The organism is Yoonia sp. JB2-21 (assembly GCF_055693545.1).
Genome location: NZ_JBVFUC010000001.1, coordinates 972,401 through 996,884 on the forward strand (window position 1 = coordinate 972,401; position 24,484 = coordinate 996,884).

The 24,484-nt window shown below is 58.6% G+C and carries 21 protein-coding genes and 1 pseudogene; 16 read left to right on the top strand and 6 right to left on the bottom strand.

Annotation, left to right across the window (positions count from 1 at the left end; translation table 11 throughout):
• Positions 1 to 31: 31 nt before the first annotated feature.
• Positions 32 to 295, bottom strand: a pseudogene (locus tag ACZ1G5_RS04900) (ribonucleotide reductase N-terminal alpha domain-containing protein); the annotation flags it as partial.
• A 174-nt stretch (positions 296 to 469) separates the two neighbouring features.
• Here ACZ1G5_RS04900 and ACZ1G5_RS04905 point away from each other — a divergent pair.
• Genes ACZ1G5_RS04905 through ACZ1G5_RS04915 form a run of 3 tightly spaced genes read left to right on the top strand, consistent with a single transcriptional unit; the run spans position 470 to position 3,275 of the window.
• Complete coding sequence (locus ACZ1G5_RS04905) at positions 470 to 901, top strand: DUF1489 family protein (protein ID WP_472731786.1); 432 nt, start codon at positions 470 to 472, stop codon at positions 899 to 901.
• Positions 902 to 934: 33 nt separating this feature from the next.
• Positions 935 to 2,470 carry an AMP-binding protein gene (locus ACZ1G5_RS04910; RefSeq protein ID WP_472731787.1) on the top strand — a complete coding sequence of 512 codons (1,536 nt, stop codon included), beginning with the start codon at positions 935 to 937 and terminating at the stop codon, positions 2,468 to 2,470.
• Between the two features lie 13 nt (positions 2,471 to 2,483).
• Positions 2,484 to 3,275: a YkgJ family cysteine cluster protein gene (locus ACZ1G5_RS04915; protein ID WP_472731788.1), complete on the top strand. Its 792-nt coding sequence runs from the start codon at positions 2,484 to 2,486 to the stop codon at positions 3,273 to 3,275.
• On the opposite strand, the gene hisG is transcribed toward ACZ1G5_RS04915, so the two are convergent.
• From hisG to ACZ1G5_RS04935, 4 genes are all read right to left on the bottom strand, one after another.
• Positions 3,272 to 3,964: an ATP phosphoribosyltransferase gene (gene hisG, locus ACZ1G5_RS04920; RefSeq protein WP_472731789.1), complete on the bottom strand. Its 693-nt coding sequence runs from the start codon at positions 3,962 to 3,964 to the stop codon at positions 3,272 to 3,274. The genes ACZ1G5_RS04915 and hisG overlap by 4 nt on opposite strands.
• Positions 3,961 to 5,034 (bottom strand): ATP phosphoribosyltransferase regulatory subunit, encoded by a 1,074-nt coding sequence (locus ACZ1G5_RS04925; protein ID WP_472731790.1) that lies wholly within the window; start codon positions 5,032 to 5,034, stop codon positions 3,961 to 3,963. Before ACZ1G5_RS04925 ends, hisG begins: the two co-directional genes overlap by 4 nt.
• A 150-nt stretch (positions 5,035 to 5,184) precedes the next feature.
• Entirely contained in the window at positions 5,185 to 6,690 is a 1,506-nt protein-coding gene (gene hisS, locus ACZ1G5_RS04930; RefSeq protein WP_472731791.1) for a histidine--tRNA ligase, read from the bottom strand.
• Between the two features lie 52 nt (positions 6,691 to 6,742).
• Positions 6,743 to 7,201 carry an Lrp/AsnC family transcriptional regulator gene (locus ACZ1G5_RS04935; protein ID WP_472731792.1) on the bottom strand — a complete coding sequence of 153 codons (459 nt, stop codon included), beginning with the start codon at positions 7,199 to 7,201 and terminating at the stop codon, positions 6,743 to 6,745.
• Between the two features lie 73 nt (positions 7,202 to 7,274).
• On the opposite strand from ACZ1G5_RS04935, the gene ACZ1G5_RS04940 reads away from it, so the two are divergent.
• Both ACZ1G5_RS04940 and ACZ1G5_RS04945 read left to right on the top strand, forming a co-directional pair.
• Entirely contained in the window at positions 7,275 to 8,102 is an 828-nt protein-coding gene (locus tag ACZ1G5_RS04940) for a phenylalanine 4-monooxygenase (RefSeq protein WP_472734275.1), read from the top strand.
• A gap of 9 nt (positions 8,103 to 8,111) precedes the next feature.
• Positions 8,112 to 8,315, top strand: a complete 204-nt coding sequence (locus tag ACZ1G5_RS04945; protein ID WP_472731793.1) for a SlyX family protein — start codon at positions 8,112 to 8,114, stop codon at positions 8,313 to 8,315.
• Positions 8,316 to 8,355: 40 nt separating this feature from the next.
• Here ACZ1G5_RS04945 and dnaE read toward each other — a convergent pair whose 3' ends face one another.
• The gene (gene dnaE / locus ACZ1G5_RS04950; RefSeq protein ID WP_472731794.1) at positions 8,356 to 11,853 is read right to left on the bottom strand and encodes a DNA polymerase III subunit alpha; all 3,498 of its coding nucleotides are present in this window, start codon (positions 11,851 to 11,853) and stop codon (positions 8,356 to 8,358) included.
• Between the two features lie 113 nt (positions 11,854 to 11,966).
• Here dnaE and ACZ1G5_RS04955 point away from each other — a divergent pair, with 113 nt between their 5' ends.
• The 11 genes from ACZ1G5_RS04955 to ACZ1G5_RS05005 all read left to right on the top strand — a co-directional run bounded on the left by ACZ1G5_RS04955 (position 11,967) and on the right by ACZ1G5_RS05005 (position 24,391).
• Positions 11,967 to 12,296 carry an ArsR/SmtB family transcription factor gene (locus ACZ1G5_RS04955; RefSeq protein ID WP_472731795.1) on the top strand — a complete coding sequence of 110 codons (330 nt, stop codon included), beginning with the start codon at positions 11,967 to 11,969 and terminating at the stop codon, positions 12,294 to 12,296.
• Positions 12,297 to 12,384: 88 nt separating this feature from the next.
• On the top strand, positions 12,385 to 12,849 hold the full coding sequence (locus ACZ1G5_RS04960; RefSeq protein ID WP_472731796.1) for an SRPBCC domain-containing protein: 465 nt from the start codon (positions 12,385 to 12,387) through the stop codon (positions 12,847 to 12,849).
• Positions 12,850 to 13,047: 198 nt separating this feature from the next.
• The gene (locus tag ACZ1G5_RS04965; RefSeq protein WP_472731797.1) at positions 13,048 to 14,403 is read left to right on the top strand and encodes a xanthine dehydrogenase small subunit; all 1,356 of its coding nucleotides are present in this window, start codon (positions 13,048 to 13,050) and stop codon (positions 14,401 to 14,403) included.
• Positions 14,400 to 16,787 carry a xanthine dehydrogenase molybdopterin binding subunit gene (gene xdhB, locus ACZ1G5_RS04970; protein ID WP_472731798.1) on the top strand — a complete coding sequence of 796 codons (2,388 nt, stop codon included), beginning with the start codon at positions 14,400 to 14,402 and terminating at the stop codon, positions 16,785 to 16,787. Before ACZ1G5_RS04965 ends, xdhB begins: the two co-directional genes overlap by 4 nt.
• On the top strand, positions 16,784 to 17,524 hold the full coding sequence (gene xdhC / locus ACZ1G5_RS04975) for a xanthine dehydrogenase accessory protein XdhC (RefSeq protein ID WP_472731799.1): 741 nt from the start codon (positions 16,784 to 16,786) through the stop codon (positions 17,522 to 17,524). Before xdhB ends, xdhC begins: the two co-directional genes overlap by 4 nt.
• Positions 17,521 to 19,044 carry an ABC transporter ATP-binding protein gene (locus tag ACZ1G5_RS04980; RefSeq protein WP_472731800.1) on the top strand — a complete coding sequence of 508 codons (1,524 nt, stop codon included), beginning with the start codon at positions 17,521 to 17,523 and terminating at the stop codon, positions 19,042 to 19,044. The genes xdhC and ACZ1G5_RS04980 overlap by 4 nt, the downstream gene beginning before the upstream one ends.
• Before the next feature lie 51 nt (positions 19,045 to 19,095).
• Positions 19,096 to 20,178: an ABC transporter permease gene (locus tag ACZ1G5_RS04985; RefSeq protein ID WP_472731801.1), complete on the top strand. Its 1,083-nt coding sequence runs from the start codon at positions 19,096 to 19,098 to the stop codon at positions 20,176 to 20,178.
• A complete protein-coding gene (locus ACZ1G5_RS04990) occupies positions 20,178 to 21,092 on the top strand; it encodes an ABC transporter permease (protein WP_472731802.1) in 915 nt (304 codons plus the stop codon). Before ACZ1G5_RS04985 ends, ACZ1G5_RS04990 begins: the two co-directional genes overlap by 1 nt.
• A 30-nt stretch (positions 21,093 to 21,122) precedes the next feature.
• On the top strand, positions 21,123 to 22,202 hold the full coding sequence (locus tag ACZ1G5_RS04995) for a BMP family ABC transporter substrate-binding protein (protein ID WP_472731803.1): 1,080 nt from the start codon (positions 21,123 to 21,125) through the stop codon (positions 22,200 to 22,202).
• A gap of 294 nt (positions 22,203 to 22,496) precedes the next feature.
• Positions 22,497 to 23,453, top strand: a complete 957-nt coding sequence (locus tag ACZ1G5_RS05000; RefSeq protein WP_472731804.1) for a type IV pili methyl-accepting chemotaxis transducer N-terminal domain-containing protein — start codon at positions 22,497 to 22,499, stop codon at positions 23,451 to 23,453.
• A gap of 89 nt (positions 23,454 to 23,542) precedes the next feature.
• A complete protein-coding gene (locus tag ACZ1G5_RS05005; protein ID WP_472731805.1) occupies positions 23,543 to 24,391 on the top strand; it encodes an MBL fold metallo-hydrolase in 849 nt (282 codons plus the stop codon).
• Positions 24,392 to 24,484 lie beyond the last annotated feature (93 nt).

The following is a 24,484-nucleotide window of genomic DNA, read 5'->3' on the forward strand; positions in this document are numbered from 1 at the left end:
AGTTGAACAAGGTCACCGACCGCGCGGTGCCTGCCCCTGCCGTGATCCGGCCCGCAGGCAGATATTTGAAATCAGCCAAAGCGTCGTAGAACTTGCCTTCCCACGCCTTTGGATCATCCTCGACCGCAGCCAATGACCCGGCGATGCGGCGCCAAGTGTCCTCAACCGTTTCATCAATCGGGGTGCCATCCGCTTGTTTGAACCGGTACTTCATGTCCCAAATCTGTTCGGCAATAGGGGCTGAGAACGCGGTCATGGCAGGGAATCTCCTAATGGCAGCAGGCAAGGCCTGCATCTTACGGGGTGGGGTATCACTTTGGAATGGCGAAATCGGGTCAATATCGCCGCAGGCCGTGACGCTACCACATATAGTGGTTGATCTCAACACATACACCACATAAACCTTTCTCGCTGGATGTGTTGATTACAACTCAGAGCGGCTTACATGTTGTGCATCCCGGGGGGATTGATGTCGAAAACTGTCCACATGCTCAAACTATCCGTCGGCACCGAAGACGTCGCCGGGTTAGCGGCATGGCAAGCGACCAAACGTGCGCAGTCTGACGACGGGCTGCCGCGCCACATCACCCGGATGTGGCCCAAGCGCGGCGATGAAATCCTCAATGGCGGGTCGATCTTCTGGGTCATCAAAGGCGTGATCCTGTGCCGCCAACCTATCCTGCGGCTTGATGAATACCTCTCTGCCGACGGCATCCGCCGCTGCGCAATCACATGCAAACCAGGGCTGATCCGGGTCGAGGCGACACCCAAACGCGCCTTCCAAGGCTGGCGTTACCTGAACGTCGCCGACGCCCCGCGCGACCTGCCAGACGGGCGGCAAGACGAAGAAGCGCTGCCCCCGGAACTGTCCAAAGCGCTCGCCGCGATTGGTGTGCGCTAAGTCCTGTGCCATGATCCTTGCAGGAGGATCACCATGACCATTTTCACCAGCCCGTTCCCCGACGTCGCCATCACAGACCTTTCAATCACGCAGCGCGTGTTTGCGGGCCTCGAAAACCGTCCCGATGACATCGTGCTGACCGACGGTCCGTCGGGCCGTACGATGACGGCGGCGGATTTCATGGATCAAGTGAAACGCATGGCAGGCGGGCTGACCGCCGCAGGGTTTGGCGCAGGGCACACCGTCGCGATCATGGCCCCCAACATCCCTGACTATTGCGTCGTCTTTCATGCGGTGGCTTGGGCTGGGGGCACGATCACAACGCTCAACCCCACCTACACCGCACACGAGGTCGGACATCAAATCGGAGATGCGCGCGCAGAACTGCTGATCACCATCCCCGACTTTATGGAAAACGCAAAAGAAGACGCCGGCGACATCCCGGTCATCGCCATCGGCACAGCGGAATACGCCGCCCTTTTTGGTGATCCAATGACCGCACAAATCCCCGTCGATCTTGACGATTTCACGGTGGTTCTGCCCTACTCGTCAGGCACCACAGGCCTGCCCAAAGGCGTGATGCTGTCGCACCGCAATCTGGTCGTCAACGTAGATCAAACCATCGCTGCCGCCGACTTCCAACCCGGAGAGGTCGCCGCAGCCTTCCTGCCGTTCTTTCATATCTACGGCATGACCGTGTTGATGAATATTCACCTTGGCGGTGGCGGGGCGCTGGTCACGATGCCGCGCTTTGATCTGCCGCTGTTTTTGCAAATCTGTCAGGATCACAAATCGCAACGCATGTGGATCGTGCCCCCCGTCGCACTCGCTCTGGCCAAACATCCGTTGGTCGATGACTATGATCTCTCTTCCGTCAAACAGGTGTTTTCCGGCGCAGCACCGCTTGGGGCAGAGCTGTCAGACGCCGTCGCGTCCCGGCTGAACTGCGTTTGCCTGCAAGGTTATGGGATGACCGAACTTGCGCCTGTTTCACACGCCACGCCGCACGACGCGCCGCGCTCTGGCGGATCGGGGCAAACGCTCCCCAACACCCAGTGCCGGATCGTCGATATCGACAGCGGCGCGGACCTGCCCGCAGGCGAAGAAGGCGAGCTGTGGATTAAGGGCCCGCAAGTCATGCAAGGCTATCTCAATAACGCCAAAGCCACGGCAGAAACGCTGGCAGAGGGCGGCTGGCTCAAGACAGGTGACATCGCCATGATTGATGCCGACGGCTATATGTTCATCACCGATCGCCTGAAAGAACTGATCAAATACAAAGGCTTCCAAGTGGCCCCTGCAGAACTGGAGGCAACGCTTGTTGCGATGGAAGGCATCACGGATGCAGGCGTGATCGGCAAACCAGATCACGAGGCGGGCGAGTTACCCATCGCTTTCGTTGTCACCGGCGATCCGGCCCCGGACGAGGCCGCGATCAAAGCGCATCTTGCTACCCAGCTCGCACACTATAAACAGGTGCATGAGGTGCACTTCGTCGATGAGATCCCGAAATCCGCTTCCGGCAAAATCCTGCGGCGTTTTCTGCGCGAAGGGCTAAAGACACAATGAAAGACGCTTCACCATGAAACCACCATCGACACGCGCAGAACGCAGGCAGGCACAAAAGACCGACAAATCCGGCCCGCTAACAATAGAAGACCTGGCTAAACGCGTGGCACGCGCAAAGCTTAAAGGCGTCAGCCAAACGATGGAGGTGCGGGCAAAACGCACTCTGACGTCATACCTGCAAACCGCGCATGCATATGAAATGCCAATCAAAGACGTGGTGTTTGAGATGGCGAGTGGCCGGACGGCATGGCGCATTGGGACCGCACTGCGCGATGAAATCCTCAAGACGCCACCCGACGTGGTCAAAAACGCCGCTTGCAAGCAGGGTTGCGCCTTTTGCTGCATCCTGACGGACGGCGAAGGCGGGGTGATTACCGCATTTGAGGCAACGCAACTTCACGCGGCGGTTTCCCCGCTCGAAGGCCAGCCCGATGGGCGCGCTTGGCACGCCAGAGCTTGTCCCGCATTGGACCCCGACACCCGCAGTTGCCGCGCATATGAGGCGCGCCCGATGATTTGCCGATCATTTCTGTCGACAGACGCCGATGCCTGCGAAAGTAACGCGAACGGGGGCGCAGAACGCGGCGCCGGGCTTTTGGGCAGTCACCTCGATTATCTGGCGGTTCACGCGTTATGCCGTCAGGCACTGAAAGGGATCACGCAAGTCCCGACATACAGCATGGCCGCAATGGCGGCAGCAGCCGTCTCAGGCACAGATGCCGCTGAAAGTTTGACGCAAGCCAAGCATAAGACAGCAGCATTGCATGATGCATGCCGCGACGGTGCGAAAGCCGCGCTGGCCTAAACGCCCAGCACCATCGTCAACGCCTTGAGCTTCTTGCGTTGCGCGTCTGTCCAATCCCGCCGACGCCCGCGAAACAGCGTCGCCTGCGACGCATGGATCAACCCGTCATCAAGGATCTTGAGACCATTGGCGCGCAACGTCTCTCCGGTGGATGTGATATCTGCAATCGCCTCTGCGGTCTCGTTCTTGACGGTGCCTTCGGTCGCCCCTTGGCTATCGACCAACTGGTAATCCGCAACGCCTTGCTCGCGCAAAAACTCACGGACCAACCGGTGATATTTGGTCGCAATCCGCAGCCGGAACCCATGCGTGCGGCGGAATGCGGCGGCGGCGGCATCCAGATCATCAAGGGTCGAGACATCGACCCACGCCTGCGGCACGGCAATAATCAGATCAGCGCCGCCAAATCCCATCGGGGCCAGTTCCGCGACCTGACTGTCCCAATTGGCCAGCTTTTCGCGCACCAGATCGGACCCGGTGACACCAAGATGGATATTGCCCGCAGCCAACTCGCGCGGGATTTCCCCAGCCGACAACAGAACCAACTCAACCCCGTCAATCCCGTCAACGGCACCCGCATATTCACGATCAGACCCGGATTTGCGCAGACCAATGCCGCGCGCACCAAACCAATCAAAGGTCTTTTCCATCAACCGGCCCTTGGAGGGCACACCAAGCTTCAACATCACCGCAACCCCAACGCCAGATCGGGGCGGATCACGCCCCCCACAGCAGGCACCGCACGGCCCTCCCCCAGTCGCGCTGTCAGCGCGTCATAGCGCCCGCCCGTGGCCACAGGCGGATGATCGGGGCGACCGGTCGCATAGAAGCCAAAGACAAAGCCATCGTAATATTCCAGCGACGTGCGGCCATAACTGCCTTCAAAATCAAGCGTATCCACGTCCACATCCCGCGCCGAAAGTGCATCCAACCGCGCATCCATGCCTGCCACAGCATCGCCAATCGCAGGCATATCCACCGCGATATCGCGCAAGGTACTTAGCACATTTGTGGCCGTTTCACGTAGCCCAAGGATGGCATCAATCAGCGCAATCTCTTCGGCGGCAATCGGGGCGGCAGCAGCATCAGCGCGCAGCGCCTCGATGCGGGCCGCAACCTCACGCCGGCTGCGCAACCCAATATCGGGGCCTGCCTTGGCAAAAGGATCATCCGCCGCCAAAAGGGCCGCACGTTTGGCCGTGACCTTGCCCGATCCAAACCGCTTCATCAGCGTGCGAAACCGGCCTGGCCGCCAGATATGTCGCAATAGCGCCGCCTTGCGATCATCGGTCGTGCGCAGGCCACGCACGGCAGCCATCAACACACCGATATCACCGGTCGCCGCGCGCACAGGCAGACCTGCCAAGCCTTCGGCAATCGCGGCAAACACCTCGGCATCGGCGGCGGCGGGGTTCTGGCCGTCAAACACCTCATAGCCCACCTGCACATACTCATTCGCGCGGGTCTCATCACTTTCCTGCTTGCGAAACACCTTGCCTGCATAGGCATAACGCGCCGGATCAGCGCGGCTTTCCATATGCATCTGGACGACAGGCACGGTAAAATCAGGACGCAGCACCATCTCACCACGCAACGGGTCCGAGGTCAGGTAAGCGCGCGCACGGATATCTTCACCATAAAGATCAAGCAGGGTGTCGGCGGGTTGCAGGACGTCGGCCTTGATCACCTGTGCGCCCTTGGCGGCAAAGAGATCGCGCAGGCGGCGGGCCTCGGTCAGGGTTTCAGGAGAGGATGACATCAAGACTGCCTCCACAAGGCACCAACACAGCTACAGACCATCAGCAGAGCACCAGATGCGATAACCGGCCACATCACAAGCATGACTCCCGCGATGATCAAGGCGAAACCAAACAGCATGCCCCAGAACCACCAAGGCAAGGAGAAGGCATCAGTCAGCATACTCAGCAAGTCCACAGCTAGCCCTCCCATCCAAAATCTCGCGCACTTTCGCGATCATCTGATCACGCGGCACTTCGTATTGGCTGGGGCGGTCTTTCCATTCTTCCAGCGTCGCGTTCTTGGCAATCTCGGCCCCAAGAACTAAGTCCTTGATCTGCACGATGCCGCCATCAAATTCATCACTGCCCGCAATAATCGCGACCGGAGAGTTGCGCTTATCCGCATACTTCAACTGATTTCCAAAGTTCTTCGGGTTCCCCAAATAAACCTCGGCCCGGATACCGGCATTGCGCAACTCCGACACCATGGTCTGATAGTCCGCCATGCGGTCACGATCCATGACCGTGACAACAACCGGGCCGACGGCGGCCTGATCCATCTGACCCTTGGCGCGCAAGGCGGCCAGCAACCTGTCCACACCAATCGAGACACCCGTAGCAGGCACTTCCTGCCCGGTGAACCGCTTGACGAGGTCGTCGTAACGGCCCCCACCAGCGACAGAGCCGAAGTTACGCGGACGGCCCTTTTCGTCTTTGATCTCAAAGGTCAGTTCAGCCTCGTAGACGGGGCCAGTGTAGTAACCCAGGCCACGGACGACGGATGGGTCAATCTCAATCCGGTTCGCAGTGTAACCTTGCGCATCCAAAAGCTCTGCCATGGTTTCAAGTTCAGCGGCACCTTCACCACCGATGTTGGACCCCGCCACAAGCTCGCGCAACCGCGCAACGGTTGCGGCACCAGTATCGCGCTTGGCCGCCATGAAACCCATCACGACCTCGGCCTGCTCATCATTCAGCCCAGCGCCCTTGGTAAAGTCTCCGCTGGCATCCTTGCGGCCCTCACCCAACAACGCCCGCACGCCGTCTGGCCCCAGCCGATCCAGCTTATCTATCGCGCGCAGCACGATCCCGCGTTCGGCCTCTTTGTCATCACCAGAGAGGCCCGCGACCTCCATCACACCATTCAAAACCTTGCGGTTATTCACCCGGATCACATAGTCGCCGCGCGCGATCCCCACGGCCTCCAACGTGTCCGACAGCATCGCGCAAATCTCGGCGTCGGCCACGACTGACGACGCCCCAACCGTATCCGCATCACATTGATAAAACTGGCGAAAGCGGCCCGGTCCGGGCTTTTCATTGCGCCATACAGGGCCCATCGCATAGCGGCGATAGGGGCTGGGCAGATCGTTGCGATACTGGGCGGCAACACGGGCCAAAGGGGCGGTCAGGTCATAGCGCAGGGCCAGCCAATCATTGTCTTCCTCCCACGCAAAAACACCCTCGTTCGGGCGATCCACATCGGGCAGGAACTTGCCCAGCGCCTCGACCGTTTCCACAGCAGAGGTTTCCAGCGCGTCAAACCCATAGCGATGATAAACAGCCGCGATCTTGGCCAGCATCTCGGTGCGCTGGGTCACCTCAGCGCCGAAATAATCCTGAAAGCCCTTGGGCGTCTGAGCCTTGGGGCGCGGTTGCTTCTTGATCTTGGCCATTGGGTTGGTCCTGCCAGTCTTTCACGTTCACGCGCCGTTTAACCCGGCAATGTCACAGGGGCAATGCAGTCGTATATTTCAACTCTTTCAGGCTGAAGGACGAGACCACCGATTTGACGTATGGCGACCGCAAAAGGTGATGGGTCATGAACGCCTCATACCCGTCCACGTCAGCGCAGCGGATCTTGAGCATATAATCGGCGGTGCCCGATATCGCATGCGCCTCCATGATCTGGCTGTGGCTGCGGATGACCGAGGCGAAACCCGCAATCGCGTCCTCAGAATGATCAGAAAGGCGGACCGTGGCAAAGACGCATAGTTTGGCATCAGCCAAAGCAGGGTCCAACAGCGCCACGCGGCCCCGGATTAAGCCCAGTTTCTCAAACTCCTGCACCTTGCGCCACACAGTCGACGTCGCCATGCCCGCCTGTTCTGCCAGTTCAGCGAGGGATGCCGCCGCATCCGCCTGCATCGCATCCAACAACCGGCGCTCTTGATCAGAATATTTCATTTTAGCCGAAAACTCGCTTATCATCTTGCCAATAAAACTCAAAAACCTGTCATTTCAATAAGCATATTCGATTATTTTAGGGTCATCCTACCAACAAAGGAGACCCGCCATGCCCAAAGATACCAGTTACACGTCGCTCACCCCCGATGCCGCAGGCCACTACACCTACACGGCCGAAGATGACGCGGTTTGGGGCGAACTCTACACCCGCCAGATGGCTTTCCTGCCCGGTAAGGTCGCACCCGAATACATGGAGGGGGTTGCAAAGCTTGGGCTGCGTGCCGTCAAAACCCCGCAGGTCAAAGACATCGACGCAAAGCTGTATGTGCTCACAGGTGCCGGCGCAACGGGCGTGCCCGCGATCATCCCGCCGTCGCAGTTCTACGACTTGCTGAGTCAACGCAAATTCCCTGTCGCGACATTTCTGCGGGGACGCGAAGATATGGACTACATCGAAGAACCTGACCTCTTTCATGAAGTGTTCGGCCATTGTCCGATGCTGACGAACCCGGCATATGCCGAGTTCATTGAAGGGTTCGGCAAAAAAGCTAAGGCGCTGGGGAAAGGTCATTCTTGGCATATGTTCCGGCTGTTTTGGTTCACAGTCGAATTCGGCATAATCCGGACTGCCGACGGCCTGCGCGCCTATGGCGCCGGTATCGTGTCATCACCGGCAGAGGCAGCGCATGCAATGTCGGGGGAGGCACTGATGCAGGAGTTTGATTTGCCGACCATATTCCGCACGCCCTATCGGATCGACATCGTCCAGCCGACATACTTTGTGATCGACAGTTTCGACCAACTCGCGCAGTCACTGAACGCCGACTTTGGCACACTTATCAACGATGCGAAAACGCGGGGCGACCTGCCTGCTCTTTTCGAAAGCAAACAAGCGGTGTAGACAGCCGCCATGTCAGACACCACACATCTTGAAGAACAAATCGCTCACCTTACCAAAACGGTCGAGGAGTTGTCAGACATCGTCGCCCGCCAGGAAACCGAACTGGCGCAGGCGACACGACGGCTGGCTGTGTTGATGGAACGCGAAGCAACGCGCGAAATGGATGCCGGCGGAACGGTGCCACTGGCGGACCAACGCCCGCCGCACTGGTAGGGATTTTGCGCATGTAAGGTGGATCACGATCCACCTTACCTCATGCGTCCTCCACCTCAATCACGCCGCCCAGAGAGCGTAACGCGCCCTTGATCTGCGGATTGACAGGGAATTCTTCGCCAAGGTCCAATTCGACCTCACCGGGCAGACCGTCCCCCATCAGGCAGAAATAGACCGGGCCACGGCCCGCTCGCACGGTCCCCGACGCAGCATTCGCCAGAACGGATGCCACCGACCCGATAACCTCCGGCCCATCAATAAACACGCGCAATCCAGCCCCGCCCGCATCTGCAACCATTGTGTCAACCGGCGCGACCGAACGGCCCAGGAGCTTCAGTTGATCCGCCTCCATCGTCGCCTCGCAGGTCAGCACAATCTGGCTGCCTGTTTCCAGATGTTCCCGCGCTGTCTCCAATGTGTCCGAGAACATCGTGACTTCATATTGCCCCGTGGGATCAGACAGTTGCACAAAGGCAAAGCGGTTGCCCCGCGCCGATTTGCGTTCCTGACGCCCCGACACAGTACCCGCCATTTTCACAACAGCAGCCCCTTTGCCCGCACGCACGATCACATCGTCCAGCGTCAAAACCTGCTTACGCTTCAACGGTCCCATGTAATCGTCCAGCGGATGCCCAGACAGGTAAAATCCAATCGCCTTGAACTCTTCGGCGAGCCGTTCCGCAGGCAACCAATCCTCGCCGCCCATCAAACGCGGCTCTGGTAGATCCTCACCCGCATCGCCGAACAAGGACACTTGGTTCGATGATTTCTGATCATGGATTGCCCCCGAATAGGCCGTGAGCGCATCAAGGCTCATCATCACCCGGCGACGGTTTGGATCAAGCACGTCGAAGGCACCCGCACGGGCCAGCATTTCCAGCGGGCGTTTGCCAACACGTTTCAAATCCACCCGGCGGGCAAAGTCGAAGAGGTTCACAAACTCACCATCGCCGCGCGCTTCGACGATCAGTTTCATTGCCTCCACGCCGACGTTTTTCAACGCGCCCAGCGCATAGACAAGCTTTTGATCTTTCACATCAAAGGTCGCCATCGACCGGTTCACACACGGCGGGGTGTATGCGATCCCCAGCCCCTTTTTGACCTCTTGGAAGTAGACCCCCAGCTTATCCGTCAGGTGAATATCACAGTTCATCACGCCGGCCATGAACTCGACCGGATGGTTCGCTTTCAGCCACGCGGTTTGATAGCTGACGACAGCATAGGCAGCGGCGTGTGATTTGTTGAAACCATAGTTGGCGAATTTCTCCAACAGGTCGAAAACCTCGCGGGCCTTCTTGGGCTCGACCCCATTGGCCTTGGCACCCTCTTCAAACTTCGGGCGTTCCTTAGCCATCTCTTCTGCGATCTTCTTACCCATAGCCCGGCGCAACAGATCAGCGCCACCAAGGCTATACCCCGCCATGACCTGCGCGATTTCCATCACCTGTTCCTGGTAGACGATGATGCCTTGGGTTTCTTTCAGGATGTGGTCAATCGACGGGTGGATGGACTCCAGCTCGCGCTGCCCGTTCTTCACCTCGCAATAGGTCGGGATATTCTCCATCGGGCCGGGACGGTAGAGGGCGACCAAAGCCACGATATCCTCGATACAGGTTGGCTTCATGCGCTTGAGCGCATCCATCATGCCGCTGGATTCCACTTGAAACACCGCAGTCGTCTTGGCACTGGAATAAAGCGCATAGGACTTTTCATCATCCAGCGGGATCGCCCCGATGTCGTATTCAAAGCCCTCAAGCACGTCATAAAGCTGCGCACCATCAGCAGCGACATTTAACGGACGGCCCGCCTTGCGGATCAGCTTTACCGCGTTCTCGATCACCGTAAGCGTCTTCAGGCCCAGAAAGTCAAACTTCACCAGCCCCGCCTGTTCGACCCACTTCATGTTGAACTGGGTTGCGGGCATATCTGAACGCGGATCCTGATAAAGTGGGACAAGCTCGTCCAGCGGACGATCCCCAATCACGACACCAGCGGCGTGGGTGGAGGCGTTGCGCAGCAATCCTTCAACCTGCTGGGCGTAGGTCAGCAGACGACCCACGACCTCCTCGCTCTTGGCCTCTTCGCGCAAGCGCGGTTCATCGGCCAACGCCTTTTCAATCGATACCGGCTTGACCCCTTCCACCGGAATCATCTTTGACAGGCGGTCCACCTGCCCATAGGGCATCTGCAAAACCCGACCCACATCGCGCACGGCGGCCTTGGACAAGAGCGCACCAAAGGTGATGATCTGTCCCACTTTGTCGCGCCCGTATTTGTCTTGGACATAGCGGATCACTTCTTCGCGGCGGTCCATGCAAAAATCAATATCAAAGTCGGGCATCGACACACGTTCGGGATTCAAAAACCGTTCAAACAGTAGCGAATAGCGCAGCGGATCAAGATCGGTGATCAGCAACGCATAGGCCACCAAAGACCCCGCGCCAGAGCCACGGCCCGGCCCCACGGGAATGCCATTGTCCTTGGACCATTTGATAAAGTCGGCAACGATCAGGAAATAACCGGGAAAGCCCATGCCCTCGATGATGCCCAGTTCAAATTCCAGCCGTTTTTCGTACTCCTCAACCGATGTGGCATGTGGGATCACAGCCAAACGCGCCTTCAACCCTTCCTCTGCCTGACGCCGCAGTTCTGCGACCTCATCATCGGCAAACTTGGGCAGGATCGGATCGCGCTTGTAGGCCTTGAACGCGCAACGTTTGGCAATCTCAACGGTGTTCTCAATTGCTTCGGGCAGATCGGCAAACAGGGTCGCCATCTCCTGCGGTGATTTCAGATAATGCTGGGCGGTCAACCTGCGGCGTGGCTCTTGCTGATCAACATAAGCGCCTTCTGCGATGCAGATCAGGGCATCATGGGCTTCGTAAAGCTCCGTCTTTGGGAAATAGACATCATTTGTCGCGACCAACGGTAGACCTTTGGCATAGGCCATTTCAATATGGCCGCGCTCTGACAGGCGTTCGGCTTCGGGCAAACCATCCCCGGGATGGCGCTGAAGCTCGATATAAAGGCGGTCGGGATAGATCGCGGCCAGCCGATCCACCAGCTCCTCGGCCTTTGGACGCTGGCCCTCGCGCAGCAACCGTCCGACAGGCCCATCAGGGCCGCCGGACAGACAAATCAGACCATCATGATGTGCGGCCAATTCATCCAAACTGACCTGCGGCAGTTGCCCTTGCGCATCCAGATAGGCGCAGGAGTTCAGCTTCATCAGGTTCATGTAACCCGTTTCCGACTGGGCAAGCAGAACGATTGGTGCCGGAGGCGCGGCCCGCTTGCCCGGCTCGGGCGTCGCAAACCCCAGATCAATCTGACAGCCTACAATCGGCTGGACACCAGCCTTTGATGCACCTTCGGAAAATTCCAACGCGCAGAACATATTGTTGGTGTCCGTCACTGCGACGGCAGGCATGCCCATCCCGGCAATCAAACCGGGTAATTTCTTGACCGGGATAGCCCCCTCTAGAAGAGAGTATTCGGTGTGCACGCGGAGGTGAATGAATCGGGGGTCAGCAGTCATAACCGCGAAAGTAGCGAATGCACACGGCATCGCAAGCGGCGATCAGCGCGTTCAGTTAGCTAATTCACTAAGTGTCTTGACGAAACGACGTTATGCCGACAATACTTAGCACTATGACTAACCAACTTGATAGCTTCTTCGGCGCCATGGCCGACCCGACCCGCCGCGCCGTGATTGAGCGGCTCGCATCTGGCCCCGCCAGTGTCAGCGAATTGCACGCACCGCATGACATGGCGCTGCCGACCTTCATGCGCCACCTCAAAGTGCTTGAGAATACGGGGATCGTCCGGTCCATCAAAAAAGGACGGGTGCGGACCTGCCATATTGAGGCAGCCCCTCTGATCGAAGCGCAAGGCTGGCTGGCATGGCAACGCGAAATCTGGGAAAGCCGGTTGGACCGGCTGGATGCGCTGGCCCGAAGCATTGAGGGCCTTGATGACTGAGACGACACATCAAGCCAAATGACCGCAACCCCTCGCTGATAGATGGTGCAGCACATTTCACCACGAAACTCTGGAAAGGAACTGACCCATGCCTCTTGATACCAAATCATTTGATCTGCACCGCACGCTGCCGCTTGCTCCGACAAAATTGTGGGATCTGGTCACTGACGCCAAACACCGCGAAAAATGGGGTGCGCCGGACGCAGACATGGTGTTGGTCACCGATGTCGCCGACGTTCGGGTTGGCGGGCAGGACCGGCAGAGATGCGGGCCGGCGGACGCACCTGAATTCGAAGTTGAAACGCGGTGGTACAATCTCAGCGCCCCAGAGCGTGCCGTCTTTACCGAAACCCTGATCTTTGGCGGTGAAGCCGTCTCAACCAGCCTTGTGACCTATGTGCTGGAAGGCAAAGGCAAGGAAACGATGCTGAGCATAACGGTCGCGGTTTCGTCATTCTCTGGCGATGAGACGCTGCACGAAATTGAACAGGGATGGGCCGGCGGTCTTGATAATTTGACCGCCTACGCAAAGAGCGCGGCTCACGCAAGCTGACAGGGGGGTGGATTGAAATCCACCCGACGGCGCACAAACTTTACGCATTTGAGATCGTCTTGGGCGGTGCCCTCATAAGAAAGCCTTGCCAAACGCCGCGCCGCCCGATTTGATGAGGGACGAAAAAGAGGCAGGTGTCTACGCCGCATCGACATCTGACCACCCTCTCACGCTTGGGTAAGGCGGCAGGTTTACAATATGGACGTCACGTTTCTTCTCAACGGGGAAACCGTGCAGGTGAAAGCGGACCCAACGCGCACCCTGCTTGATTGGCTGCGCGAAGACCGGGCGTTGTGCGGCACCAAGGAAGGCTGCAACGAAGGCGACTGCGGGGCATGCACGGTGATGGTGACCGATGCGGATGGAGCCAAAGCGCTGAACGCCTGCATCCTCTTTCTGCCACAGCTACATGGCAAAGCGGTGCGAACGGTCGAAGGGATCAGCGGACCAGACGGCGCGCTACACCCCGTGCAACAGGCCATGATCGAAAAACATGGATCCCAATGTGGGTTCTGCACGCCAGGGTTCATTGCATCAATGGCAACAGGGCACCTGCTGGGGCGGACCGATCACGACGATATCCTTGCGGGGAACCTCTGCCGTTGCACGGGCTATACACCGATCGTGCGTGCAGCAGAAGCAGCAGAAAACGCGCCAATTCCTACTTGGATGAACGACGCCCCGCCAGCGGTTGATAGCCAAGCCTACGCGCACGACAGACTTGACGATTTGGCTGATTGGTACGCCGCCAACCCTGATGCAACGTTGGTGGCGGGCGCGACGGATGTGGGCCTCTGGGTCACGAAGCAGCTGCGTGACTTGCCGCAGGTCGCATTTCTGAACCGCTGTGCCGAACTGCGCGCAACGACGGTCACAGATGATACCATCCGTTTCGGCGCCGCCGTGACAATGACCGAAGTGCTGGACGCTATTCGGAAGGATCATCCGTCCTACGCTGAAATGATCCGCCGCTATGGATCAGAACAGGTGCGCAATGCCGCGACCATCGGGGGCAACATCGCCAACGGCTCACCCATTGGGGACAACCCGCCCGCGCTGATCGCACTTGGGGCGACGCTCCATCTGCGGCACGGCACAACAACCCGTGATATCCCGCTGGAGGAGTTCTTCATCGCCTATGGCACACAGGATCGCACGTCTGGTGAACTTGTCACTGGCGTGACACTGCCGCGTGCGGCACCCGCCCTGCGGTGTTATAAAATCTCCAAGCGCTTTGACCAAGATATCTCGGCAGTCTGCGGCTGCTTCAATTTGACAGTGGCCGATGGCACCGTCGCAGATGCACGGATTGCCTTTGGCGGTATGGCGGGCACACCGCACCGGGCTAGCGCGGTTGAGGCCGCCTTGATCGGCCAACCCTGGACCGATGATACGATCGCTGTGGCGGCGGCGGAATTCGCCCAAGACTACACGCCCATGACCGATATGCGGGCCAGTGCCGCCTACCGCTTGGAAATCGCAGCCAACCTGCTGCACCGGTATTTTGCCGACCTGTCAGGGCAGGCAACCTCGGTTCTGGAGGTGCGCGCATGAGCGTCGCCAAACCCCTGCCCCATGATGCCGCAGCCCTGCATGTGACCGGTGCTGCGCGCTATATCGACGACTTGCCAACACCGACAGGCACGTTGCATCTGGCATTCGGGACGTCCGAAATCGCCCGTGGCATGGTCGCGGCAATGGACCTCGGTCCGGTTCAAAATGCAGCGGGCGTTGTCGCTGTGCTGACGGCGGATGATCTGCCTTTCAGCAATGACATCTCGCCATCCATTCACGACGAACCGCTTCTGGCGACCGGTGATGTCCACTACCTTGGCCAACCGCTCTTTCTGGTGGTCGCAAAGACCCATCTGGCCGCCCGCAAGGCCGCGCGGCTGGCCAAGATCACGTACCGCGAAGAGGCACCCATCCTGACCATCGATCAGGCGATGGCAGCGGGCAGCCATTTTGAGGACGGCCCGCGCATCTGGACCAAGGGCGACGTCGATCAAGCGCTCGCAAGCGCACCCCATCGCCTGCAAGGCAAGATCATGATGGGCGGGCAAGAGCATTTCTATCTTGAAGGTCAGGCCGCACTCGCCCTGCCGCAAGAAGGCGGGGACATGGTCGTGCATAGTTCCACCCAACACCCCACCGAAATTCAACACAAAGTGGCCGATGCTCTGGGCGTACCGATGCACGCCGTCCGCTGCGAGGTCCGGCGCATGGGTGGCGGCTTTGGTGGCAAGGAAAGCCAGGGCAACGCACTAGCCGTGGGGTGCGCAGTGGCCGCCCGCGCGACGGGGCAGCCTTGCAAAATGCGCTATGACCGTGACGACGATATGATGATCACGGGCAAGCGGCATGATTTTCAGATCAGCTATGATGTGGGCTTCGATGGCGAAGGCCGCGTCACCGGGGTTGATTTCACGCAGATGACACGCTGCGGCTGGGCGCTTGATCTGTCCCTGCCAGTGGCGGACCGGGCGATGCTGCATGCCGATAATGCCTACCATTTGCTGACCGCCCGGATCACATCCCACCGGCTTAGAACGAACACGCAATCCGCCACCGCCTTCCGCGGCTTTGGTGGCCCGCAAGGGGTGCTGGGGATCGAAAGAGTGATGGATCATATTGCCGCCACGCTCAACTTGGATCCGGTGACCATCCGCCAGCGCAATTACTATGATGCAACGGATGCAGGGGGGCTGTCTGCCCCCCACGCTGCGCGCCCGCCCGAAGGTATTTCGGAACATGAGAAGATGGGGCGCGGCACCCGGTTTGGTGGGCAGTATTCGCCCAAGCAGGCGATACAGACGACCCCCTATCACATGCCCGTCAAGGATTTCATCCTGCATGAGATGACCGAGGCTTTGCTGACATCATCCGACTATTGCGCGCGCCGCGCGGCAATTGCGGATTGGAACGCAGGGCAGTCGATCCTGAAGAAAGGGCTGGCCTTCAGTCCGGTCAAATTTGGGATCTCCTTCACACTGACCCACCTGAACCAAGCAGGTGCGTTGGTGCACGTCTATCAGGATGGTTCTGTACATATGAACCACGGCGGGACCGAGATGGGCCAAGGCCTGTTTCAGAAGATCGCGCAGGTCGCGGCCCATCGGTTCGGCATTGGCGCGGCGGCAGTGAAGATCACCGCAACAGACACCGGCAAGGTGCCCAACACATCTGCCACCGCCGCATCATCGGGATCGGATCTGAACGGGATGGCCGTGGCCAACGCCTGCGATATCATCCGCGACCGGATCGCCGCCTGTCTGGCAGAGCTGCATCAGTTGCGCACGGAAGACGTCGTTTTCGCAGAGGGCAAAGTTCAGGTCGGCAAAACCGAGCTGACCTTTGCCGAGGCCGCGCAGACCGCGTACCTCAACCGCGTCAGCCTGTCTGCCACTGGGTTCTATAAAACACCTGACCTGTCGTGGGACCGGATCAAGGGAGCCGGGACACCGTTCTTTTACTTTGCCCAAGGCTGCGCTGTGACCGAGGTGGTGATTGATACTCTGACCGGTGAGAACCGCATCCTGCGCACAGATATCCTGCATGACGCGGGCGCGTCGCTGAACCCCGCCCTTGATATCGGCCAGGTTGAAGGCGGCTATGTCCAGGGCGTTGGCTGGCTGACAACCGAGGAACTTGTTTGGGACGATCAGGGGCGTTTGCGCACCCATGCGCCCGCGACCTATAAAATTCCGGCCTGCTCGGACCGGCCCGATGTTTTTAATGTTGTTCTTTGGGACGCACCGAACCCTGCGCAGACGATCTATCGGTCCAAGGCGGTGGGAGAGCCACCATTTATGCTTGGTACATCCGCATTTCTGGCGCTGTCGGACGCCGTCGGCGCCTGCGGGCCGTACTACGCTGACCTGCAGGCACCTGCCACGGCAGAAGAGGTCCTGCGCGCCGTCGGACGCACCCGCGCATGACAGACGCGATCCGCATCACAGTGACCAAAACCGCAGGATCCGTCCCGCGCGAGGCAGGCACGCAAATGCTGGTTTGGGCGGACAGGATCACGGGGACTATCGGAGGTGGAACACTGGAATGGGAGGCGATGGCCGAGGCGCGCCGCATGCTGCAAGACGGACGGACGACCCATGCCGCGCGCATCCCGCTGGGCCCCGCGATGGGGCAATGCTGCGGCGGATCCGTCAGCCTGCAATGGGACGTTACAGATCAGCTGGATTTGCCAAAGTCACGCCCGCTCTGGATCTATGGCGCGGGCCATGTTGGTCGCGCACTGGTGCATGTGATCGCGCCGGTGCCAGAGTTTGAGATCACATGGGTTGACACACATGCGGATCGGTTTCCAGATACGCATATCAGCACGCTGGTCGCCGCTGCTCCTGCCCGCGTGGTGCAACATGCCCCACCGGAGGCCGCCCATCTGATCCTCACCTATAGCCATGAGCTGGACCTTGCCCTTTGTCATGCGCTGCTTCAGCACCGGTTCCATTCGGTCGGATTGATCGGGTCAGCCACGAAATGGGCGCGCTTCAAGAGCAGGCTCGCCGCATTGGGGCATGCGCCAGAGCAGATTTCGCGCATCGCGTGTCCAATCGGTGATCCGACCTTGGGAAAACACCCTTCTGCGATTGCATTGGGCGTGGCAACTGCAATGATCAGACCCAATGCAAGCCAGACAAAGGATCGCACTGCATGACCGCCCCGCTTTTGCGCCTGTCTGGCCTGACCAAAGCCTACCCGGGCGTGGTCGCCAACAAAGACGTCTCTTTCGACATTGCAGGTGGCGAGGTGCATGCGCTTCTGGGTGAAAACGGGGCGGGCAAGTCAACGCTGGTGAAAACAATCTACGGCCTGGTCAAACCCGACAGCGGCACGATGCTGCTGGAAGGGCAAAACTTTCAGCCACCCGAACCCCGCGCCGCACGGGCCGCCGGGGTGGCAATGGTATTTCAGCATTTTTCACTCTTTGATGCGATGAATGTGGCCGAGAATATCGCCCTTGGCATGGAAAACCCGCCGCCACAGGCCGAAATCGCGGCGCGTGTGCGGTCGGTGTCGGATCAATACGGGCTGCCGCTGGACCCTGACCGGATCGTCGGCGAATTGTCAGCAGGAGAACGGCAAAGGGTCGAAATCATCCGCTGTCTGCTGCAAGATCCCAAGCTACTGATCATGGATGAGCCGACATCTGTTCTGACACCGCAAGAGGTGGCGATCCTGTTCGAGACCCTGCGCCAACTCAGCGCGGAGGGGACGGCGATCCTATATATTTCGCACAAGCTCGAAGAGATCCGCGCGCTTTGCGACAACGCCACTGTATTGCGATTGGGCGAAGTAGTGGGCAGCTGCAATCCGCGCACCACCTCTGCCCGCGATATGGCCGAACTGATGGTGGGGACCAAGCTGCACGTGCCGGAAAAGGCGGACAAGCCCGCCGGCGAGACTGTCTTGTCACTTAGCGGGCTGGCCGCGATGGCACCGCATCGCTTTGGCACCCCCCTGCGCGACATCAATCTGGAGGTCCGCAAAGGCGAGGTGTTGGGCATCGGCGGCGTTGCAGGCAACGGTCAGGATGAGCTGGTGGCGGCGCTATCAGGCGAGATGAAGACGGCGAAAGCGATGATCACCTACAAGGGCAACCCGGTTGGGCATCTGTCCCCCAACGCACGGCGCAAGATTGGTTTGCTGGCCGCCCCGGAAGAACGGATGGGGCACGCCGCCGCCCCCGATATGAGCCTGACCGAAAATGCCGTATTGACAGCGACAACACGCGAAGGGTTTACCACCAAAGGGTTCGTGCATTGGGCCAAGGCGCGCGCATTCGCCGAAAGTGTAATTACAGCCTTTGATGTGCGCACGCCCGGGCCGCAGAACGCAGCGCGGTCATTGTCGGGTGGAAACCTACAAAAATTCGTGATCGGACGCGAGATTATGCAAGCACCCGAAGTGCTGATTGTGAACCAGCCGACATGGGGTGTGGATGCCTCTGCGGCGGCAGCGATCCGGCAGGCGCTGCTTGATCTGGCAGCCAAAGGCACAGCCGTGATCGTGATCAGTCAGGATCTAGACGAGCTGATGGAAATTTCGGACCGTTTTGCGGCTTTAAACGAAGGGCGGCTGTCCGCTCCGCGCACCGCCAAAGGACTGACCGTCGAAGACATCGGCCTGATGCTGGGTGGTGCTCATGACATGGAGGTGGCGCATGTTGATGGCTAGGAATGCCTCCGGCGGAAGTTTGATTGGACATAGAAAGTTGGAGGGCGGCGCATGATCATGCTTGAGAAGCGCCCACAGCCGTCACGGGCATGGACTTTTGCCACCCCGGTTGTTGCCGTTGTTCTCACGATGGTCTTTGGCGGGTTGCTGTTTGCAGCGCTTGGGCAGGACCCACTGGTGACCATCCGCACGATCTTTCTTGATCCGTTGTTTTCTGAATTTGCGTGGTTTTATCGCCCGCAACTCCTGATCAAGGGCGCGCCTTTGGTGCTGATCGCGATTGGTCTGTCGTTTGGGTTTCGCGCCGGGATTTGGAATATCGGGGCCGAGGGGCAGTATATCGTTGGCGCAATTGTCGGGGCGGCGGTTGGATTGGCCTTTTACCCGATGGAAAGTTTCATCATTTTCCCCCTGATGATCATCGCGGGCGCATTGGGCGGGCTGCTTTGGGCTATGATCCCGGGGTTGCTCAAAGTGCGGTTTGGCACCAACGAAATTCTGGTGTCGCTCATGCTGGTCTACGTGGCCGAACAACTCTTGGCCTCGATGGCGCTGGGCGCGTTGCGTAACCCTGATGGCATGGGGTTCCCGGGCAGCAGGAACCTGTCGCAATATGACAGCGCCGCGAACCTTGAAATTATCGCGGGCAGCGGCATGCATTGGGGTGTGGTCACAGCCTTCATCGCCGTGATCCTGGCCTATATCGCGCTATCGCGTCACATCTTTGGTTTCAACGTGCGGCTGTCAGGGCAAAGCCCGCGGGCGGCACGGTTTGCCGGGGTGAACCCCGGTCTGCTGGTTTTGATCTGCATGGGTATTTCCGGCGCACTTGCCGGACTGGCAGGCCTGTTTGAAGTGGCAGGACCTGCCGGGCAAATCAGTATCGACTTCAACGTAGGCTACGGGTTTACCGCGATAATCGTTGCGTTTCTGGGCCGGTTGCATCCGGTCGGTATTCTGCTGGCAGGTGGGTTGATGGCACTGACCTATATTGGCGGGGAAATCGCGCAATCCAATCTAGGGCTGCCCATCGCAGCAATCCAGATCCTGCAAGGGATGCTGCTGTTCTTCCTGCTGGCGGTAGATGTGCTGACGAACTACCGGTTCCGGTTTGGCAAAGGAGAGGTGGCGTAATGGACCTCTCTTCCATCAACCCCATCCTGCTACTCGCCTCGCTCATGGTCGCGGCAACCCCCATCTTGCTCGCGGCTATCGGCGAATTGGTGGTTGAACGCGCGGGCGTGCTGAACCTTGGTGTTGAGGGGATGATGATCACGGGGGCCGTTTGCGGGTTTGTCGTGGCCGTTGGCACCACCTCGCCCTGGTTGGGCTTTTTGGGTGCTGCGGTGGGCGGTGCAACTCTGTCACTGGTCTTTGGCCTGTTGACGCAATTTCTGCTCTCGAACCAAGTGGCGACGGGGCTGGCGCTGACGCTCTTTGGCCTCGGCCTTTCGGCGCTGATGGGGCAAGGCTATATCGGGATTAAAGCGCCTGAATTTCCCGACTGGCATATCCCCCTGCTGGGCGACATTCCGGTGATCGGTCCGATCATCTTTCAACATGATCCGGTGGTCTATGTCGGTCTGATCATCGTGGCGGGCGTTTGGGCTTTCATGAAATATAGCCGCGCGGGCCTGATCCTGCGCGCCGTCGGTGAAAACCACGAAGCAGCACACGCGTTGGGGTACCACGTGGTCAGGGTGCGGATGCTGGCGATCATGTTCGGCGGGGCCTGTGCGGGGCTGGGTGGGGCGTATCTGAGCCTTGTGCGCGTCCCCCAATGGACCGAAGGCATGACCGCTGGTGCCGGCTGGATTGCGCTGGCCATCGTCGTCTTTGCCAGTTGGCGGCCGGGCCGTCTTTTGCTGGGTGCCTATTTGTTTGGCGGGGTGACTGTTTTGCAGTTGAACCTGCAAGCAGCCGGGGCCGCCATCGGGGTCGAGTATCTTTCTATGGCGCCCTATCTGGCCACCATCGTGGTTCTGGTTATTATGCGGGCCGGACGTGCGCCCGGATCACTCGGCCAATCATTCCATGCCTCACGTTGAGGCGACACTAAGACCACCAAGGGGAAACTTATGACAATGAAAACACTTCTGGCCGGGGCAACACTCGCACTTGGCCTTGCAACAGGGGCCGCTGCTGACGGTCACGAGCCAACAACGGTTGGTTTTGTCTACGTCGGGCCAATCGGCGACGGCGGTTGGACCTATGAACACGACAAAGGCCGCCTTGCGGTCGAGGAAGCATTTGGCGATCAGGTTGAAACCGTCTTCGTCGAAAGCGTCCCCGAAGGGCCGGACGCAGAACGCGTGATGACACAGATGGCGCTGCAAGGTGCTGACCTGATTTTCACCACATCCTTTGGCTACATGGATCAGACCATCGCGGTCGCCGAAAAGTTCCCCGATGTACGCTTTGAGCACGCTACAGGGTACAAGCGTGCAGACAACGTATCTACATACTCTGCCCGTTTCTACGAAGGTCGCGCCGTACAGGGGCACATCGCCGGGCAAATGACCGAAAGCAACATCGTCGGCTACATCGCATCGTTCCCCATCCCCGAAGTGATCCGGGGCATCAATTCGGCCTATCTGCATGCAGCTGAAGTAAACCCCGATGTCGAATTCAAAATCATCTGGGTCTACACTTGGTTTGATCCTGCAAAAGAGGCCGAAGCGGCCAACGTGCTGATCGAACAAGGCGCGGATGTGATCCTGCAACACACCGATTCAACCGCACCACAAGCCGCCGCACAGGCCGCTGGCAATGTTGTGACCTTTGGTCAGGCGTCTGACATGGCTGAATTCGGGCCATTCCCCCGCGTTTCATCCATCATCGATGACTGGGCACCCTACTACATCGCCCGCACGCAAGCGGTGATCGACGGCACATGGGAAAGCACCGATACTTGGGACGGTATCGGCCCAGGAATGGTGGCCATTGGTGAAATCTCGGACGCAGTTCCCGCCGAGATAAAAGCATCAGCCGAGGACATGATCGAGCGTTTGCGGACGGGCGAATACCACGCATTCACCGGTCCGATTAACAAGCAGGACGGCACGGCATGGCTTGCGGATGGTGAAACCGCAGACGATGGGACCCTTGCCGGTATGAACTTCTATGTCGAAGGCATCACTGGCGAAATTCCCCAATAAATCATCGCCATAACAGTTCGAAAGGGCTCTGCCAGTGGTAGGGCCCTTTTTCTTTTGCAGTCATAGATTGTGGCCAGAATATGTCTAATGCGCTGTATAGACTGTACTTTTGTACAGACCGCACAATCAGAATCCTTTGGATGACGCTGGGGCAATGCTACGTCTGGGTTGTATCGTAAACTGACCTGTTGGTGGGCACGTGCATAACGAATACTTCGTCGAGCACGACCCATGGTTGGAATGCGCCATTATTGAGTGACAGATTTATAGCCGACCAGCCGAAGGATAACAGTAATGAGTAAGTCTTTGAAAAGTGGTACCCGTCAATTTTTTGTGCCTGCGGCAATCATGGTTGCGATGGTGCTCGGTGCTACCGCACCGGCAACCGCCAAAAGCTTTTCAACAACGCGAACGGCCGTGATCGTCCAAACCAACTTTGTCGAGGACGTCGGCGGTAGCGAACGTATCAACCTCTCTGGAAAACTACGGATGCTTAGTCAGCGCGTGGTTGCAGCAGCATGTTACTATCAGGCCGGGATCGACCCAGACCGAAGCCTTGCCACGCTCACCGCTGCAACGCAGGAGTTCGCAACAATTACACAAGCCCTTGAATTTGGGAACGCGGATCTTGGCGTGATTGGGTCAGAAGAGCGCGGGAGAACTTTGGCCGGCATTGAAAGACTGAACAATCTTTGGACGCCGGTTGCAGCATTGGCAGACAAGGTTGCCGCAGGCGAAGGTTCTCTAAACGATGTGGTAGAGATCGCAGAACAGAGCGCGCCACTGCTTGAGATGGCCAAGTTGCTCGTCAGCATTATTTCTGCGCAATATTCCAACCAAGCCGAACTGCTGATGACCGATGCCTTGGCCATCGACATCGCGGGCCGCCAGCGGATGCTGTCACAACGGATGTCAAAGAACACCTGCTTGGCGGCGCAAAACCTCAGCACAGAAACTGCTGTCGCCGAATTGGCAGGTGCTGCGGAAATGTTCGATGTGTCACTGAATATTCTTTACAATGGCGACGCAAGTGTCGGCATCGCTCCGCCGCGAAACGAAACCATTTCATCCGGGCTTGAGGTCGTTTTGGCGCGATGGGCAACCCTGCAACCGATCGTCGAGCGGGCACTGACCACGGGAGATTTGGACGATGAACAGCTGGCGATCATGTTCAACGGTGCCAATGCGATGACGGGCGAAATGAACGTGGTCGTCGGCGAGTATTCAGCCGCGTCAAAACTCGGGCTGTGATTTAGGAGTAGTTGATCTTTGAATGGTCTTTCTCATTCCGACAGGATGGGCAAAGTTAAGGGCAGCCCCGTGCAACAAAGGAAACGGTGATGCCCGATAGTCTGGCCCTGTTGGGCGTGAAGGGTGGCCCTGCCATCAGACCTGGATCAAACATGCCAACAGCGATGCTATTACGAATGGCAGGGCAGACGATCCTGATTGATGCAGGTCTGGGCGTGACCCGTGGCATTTGCGATCAGGGCGTCCCACTCACCGACATTGACCTGATCGTTATCACGCACTTGCACTCTGACCATTATCTCGAATTGGGTCCTTATTTTCATACCGCATGGACTGCTGGACTAAACCGCACGATCCCAGTCATCGGGCCTCCGGGTCTTGATCGCTATTGGGCCGGATTTCAGGACAGCATGGGGTTCGATATCGACCTGCGGATGCGCGACGAAGGGCGCTGCGACTTCGATGCGCTGGCAGACATCCGTGTCATCGAAGACAAAACCATCTTTGGCGACATCACGATACGAACGATGCGCAATGTGCACCCCCCGATCAAAGACACGTTTGCACTGCGGTTTGAGGCCAGCGGCAAAGCGGTCGTTGTGTCGGGTGACACCGCCTACATGGATGAAATGGCAGCCTTTGCAAAAGGGGCTGACCTTCTGGTGCATGAGGCGATGTTACGCGATGGTGTCGAAGCGCTCTGCGCGCGGATGACAAACGGAGATGAACGGCTGCGCACCCACATCTTGCGCAGCCATACCGACGCCGCAGATGTCGGAAAGATTGCGCAGGACGCGGGTGCAAAACAACTGGCCCTCAATCATTTTGTCCCCGATGGCGACCCAGCCTTTACCGATCTGCACTGGACGGCAGAGGTGCGCAAACACTGGGACGGGCCACTGTTCTTAGGCAAGGATGGCATGGTCATCCCACTCTAGCGGACGCTTACTTTTCTGGCGGTGTTAACGGTTCCCGAAGGCCTGATCATTATGACTGTTGGTGATTTGGATTTGCCGGAATGCGAAACGCCT

Coding starts and splice junctions, on each gene's coding strand:
- ACZ1G5_RS04905 (WP_472731786.1), top strand. CDS start 470: ATGTCGAAAACTGTCCACATGCTCAAACTATCCGTCGGCACCGAAGAC.
- ACZ1G5_RS04910 (WP_472731787.1), top strand. CDS start 935: ATGACCATTTTCACCAGCCCGTTCCCCGACGTCGCCATCACAGACCTT.
- ACZ1G5_RS04915 (WP_472731788.1), top strand. CDS start 2,484: ATGAAACCACCATCGACACGCGCAGAACGCAGGCAGGCACAAAAGACC.
- ACZ1G5_RS04925 (WP_472731790.1), bottom strand. CDS start 5,034: ATGTCATCCTCTCCTGAAACCCTGACCGAGGCCCGCCGCCTGCGCGAT.
- hisS (WP_472731791.1), bottom strand. CDS start 6,690: ATGGCCAAGATCAAGAAGCAACCGCGCCCCAAGGCTCAGACGCCCAAG.
- ACZ1G5_RS04935 (WP_472731792.1), bottom strand. CDS start 7,201: ATGAAATATTCTGATCAAGAGCGCCGGTTGTTGGATGCGATGCAGGCG.
- ACZ1G5_RS04945 (WP_472731793.1), top strand. CDS start 8,112: ATGTCAGACACCACACATCTTGAAGAACAAATCGCTCACCTTACCAAA.
- dnaE (WP_472731794.1), bottom strand. CDS start 11,853: ATGACTGCTGACCCCCGATTCATTCACCTCCGCGTGCACACCGAATAC.
- ACZ1G5_RS04955 (WP_472731795.1), top strand. CDS start 11,967: ATGACTAACCAACTTGATAGCTTCTTCGGCGCCATGGCCGACCCGACC.
- ACZ1G5_RS04960 (WP_472731796.1), top strand. CDS start 12,385: ATGCCTCTTGATACCAAATCATTTGATCTGCACCGCACGCTGCCGCTT.
- ACZ1G5_RS04965 (WP_472731797.1), top strand. CDS start 13,048: ATGGACGTCACGTTTCTTCTCAACGGGGAAACCGTGCAGGTGAAAGCG.
- xdhB (WP_472731798.1), top strand. CDS start 14,400: ATGAGCGTCGCCAAACCCCTGCCCCATGATGCCGCAGCCCTGCATGTG.
- xdhC (WP_472731799.1), top strand. CDS start 16,784: ATGACAGACGCGATCCGCATCACAGTGACCAAAACCGCAGGATCCGTC.
- ACZ1G5_RS04980 (WP_472731800.1), top strand. CDS start 17,521: ATGACCGCCCCGCTTTTGCGCCTGTCTGGCCTGACCAAAGCCTACCCG.
- ACZ1G5_RS04985 (WP_472731801.1), top strand. CDS start 19,096: ATGATCATGCTTGAGAAGCGCCCACAGCCGTCACGGGCATGGACTTTT.
- ACZ1G5_RS04990 (WP_472731802.1), top strand. CDS start 20,178: ATGGACCTCTCTTCCATCAACCCCATCCTGCTACTCGCCTCGCTCATG.
- ACZ1G5_RS04995 (WP_472731803.1), top strand. CDS start 21,123: ATGACAATGAAAACACTTCTGGCCGGGGCAACACTCGCACTTGGCCTT.
- ACZ1G5_RS05000 (WP_472731804.1), top strand. CDS start 22,497: ATGAGTAAGTCTTTGAAAAGTGGTACCCGTCAATTTTTTGTGCCTGCG.
- ACZ1G5_RS05005 (WP_472731805.1), top strand. CDS start 23,543: ATGCCCGATAGTCTGGCCCTGTTGGGCGTGAAGGGTGGCCCTGCCATC.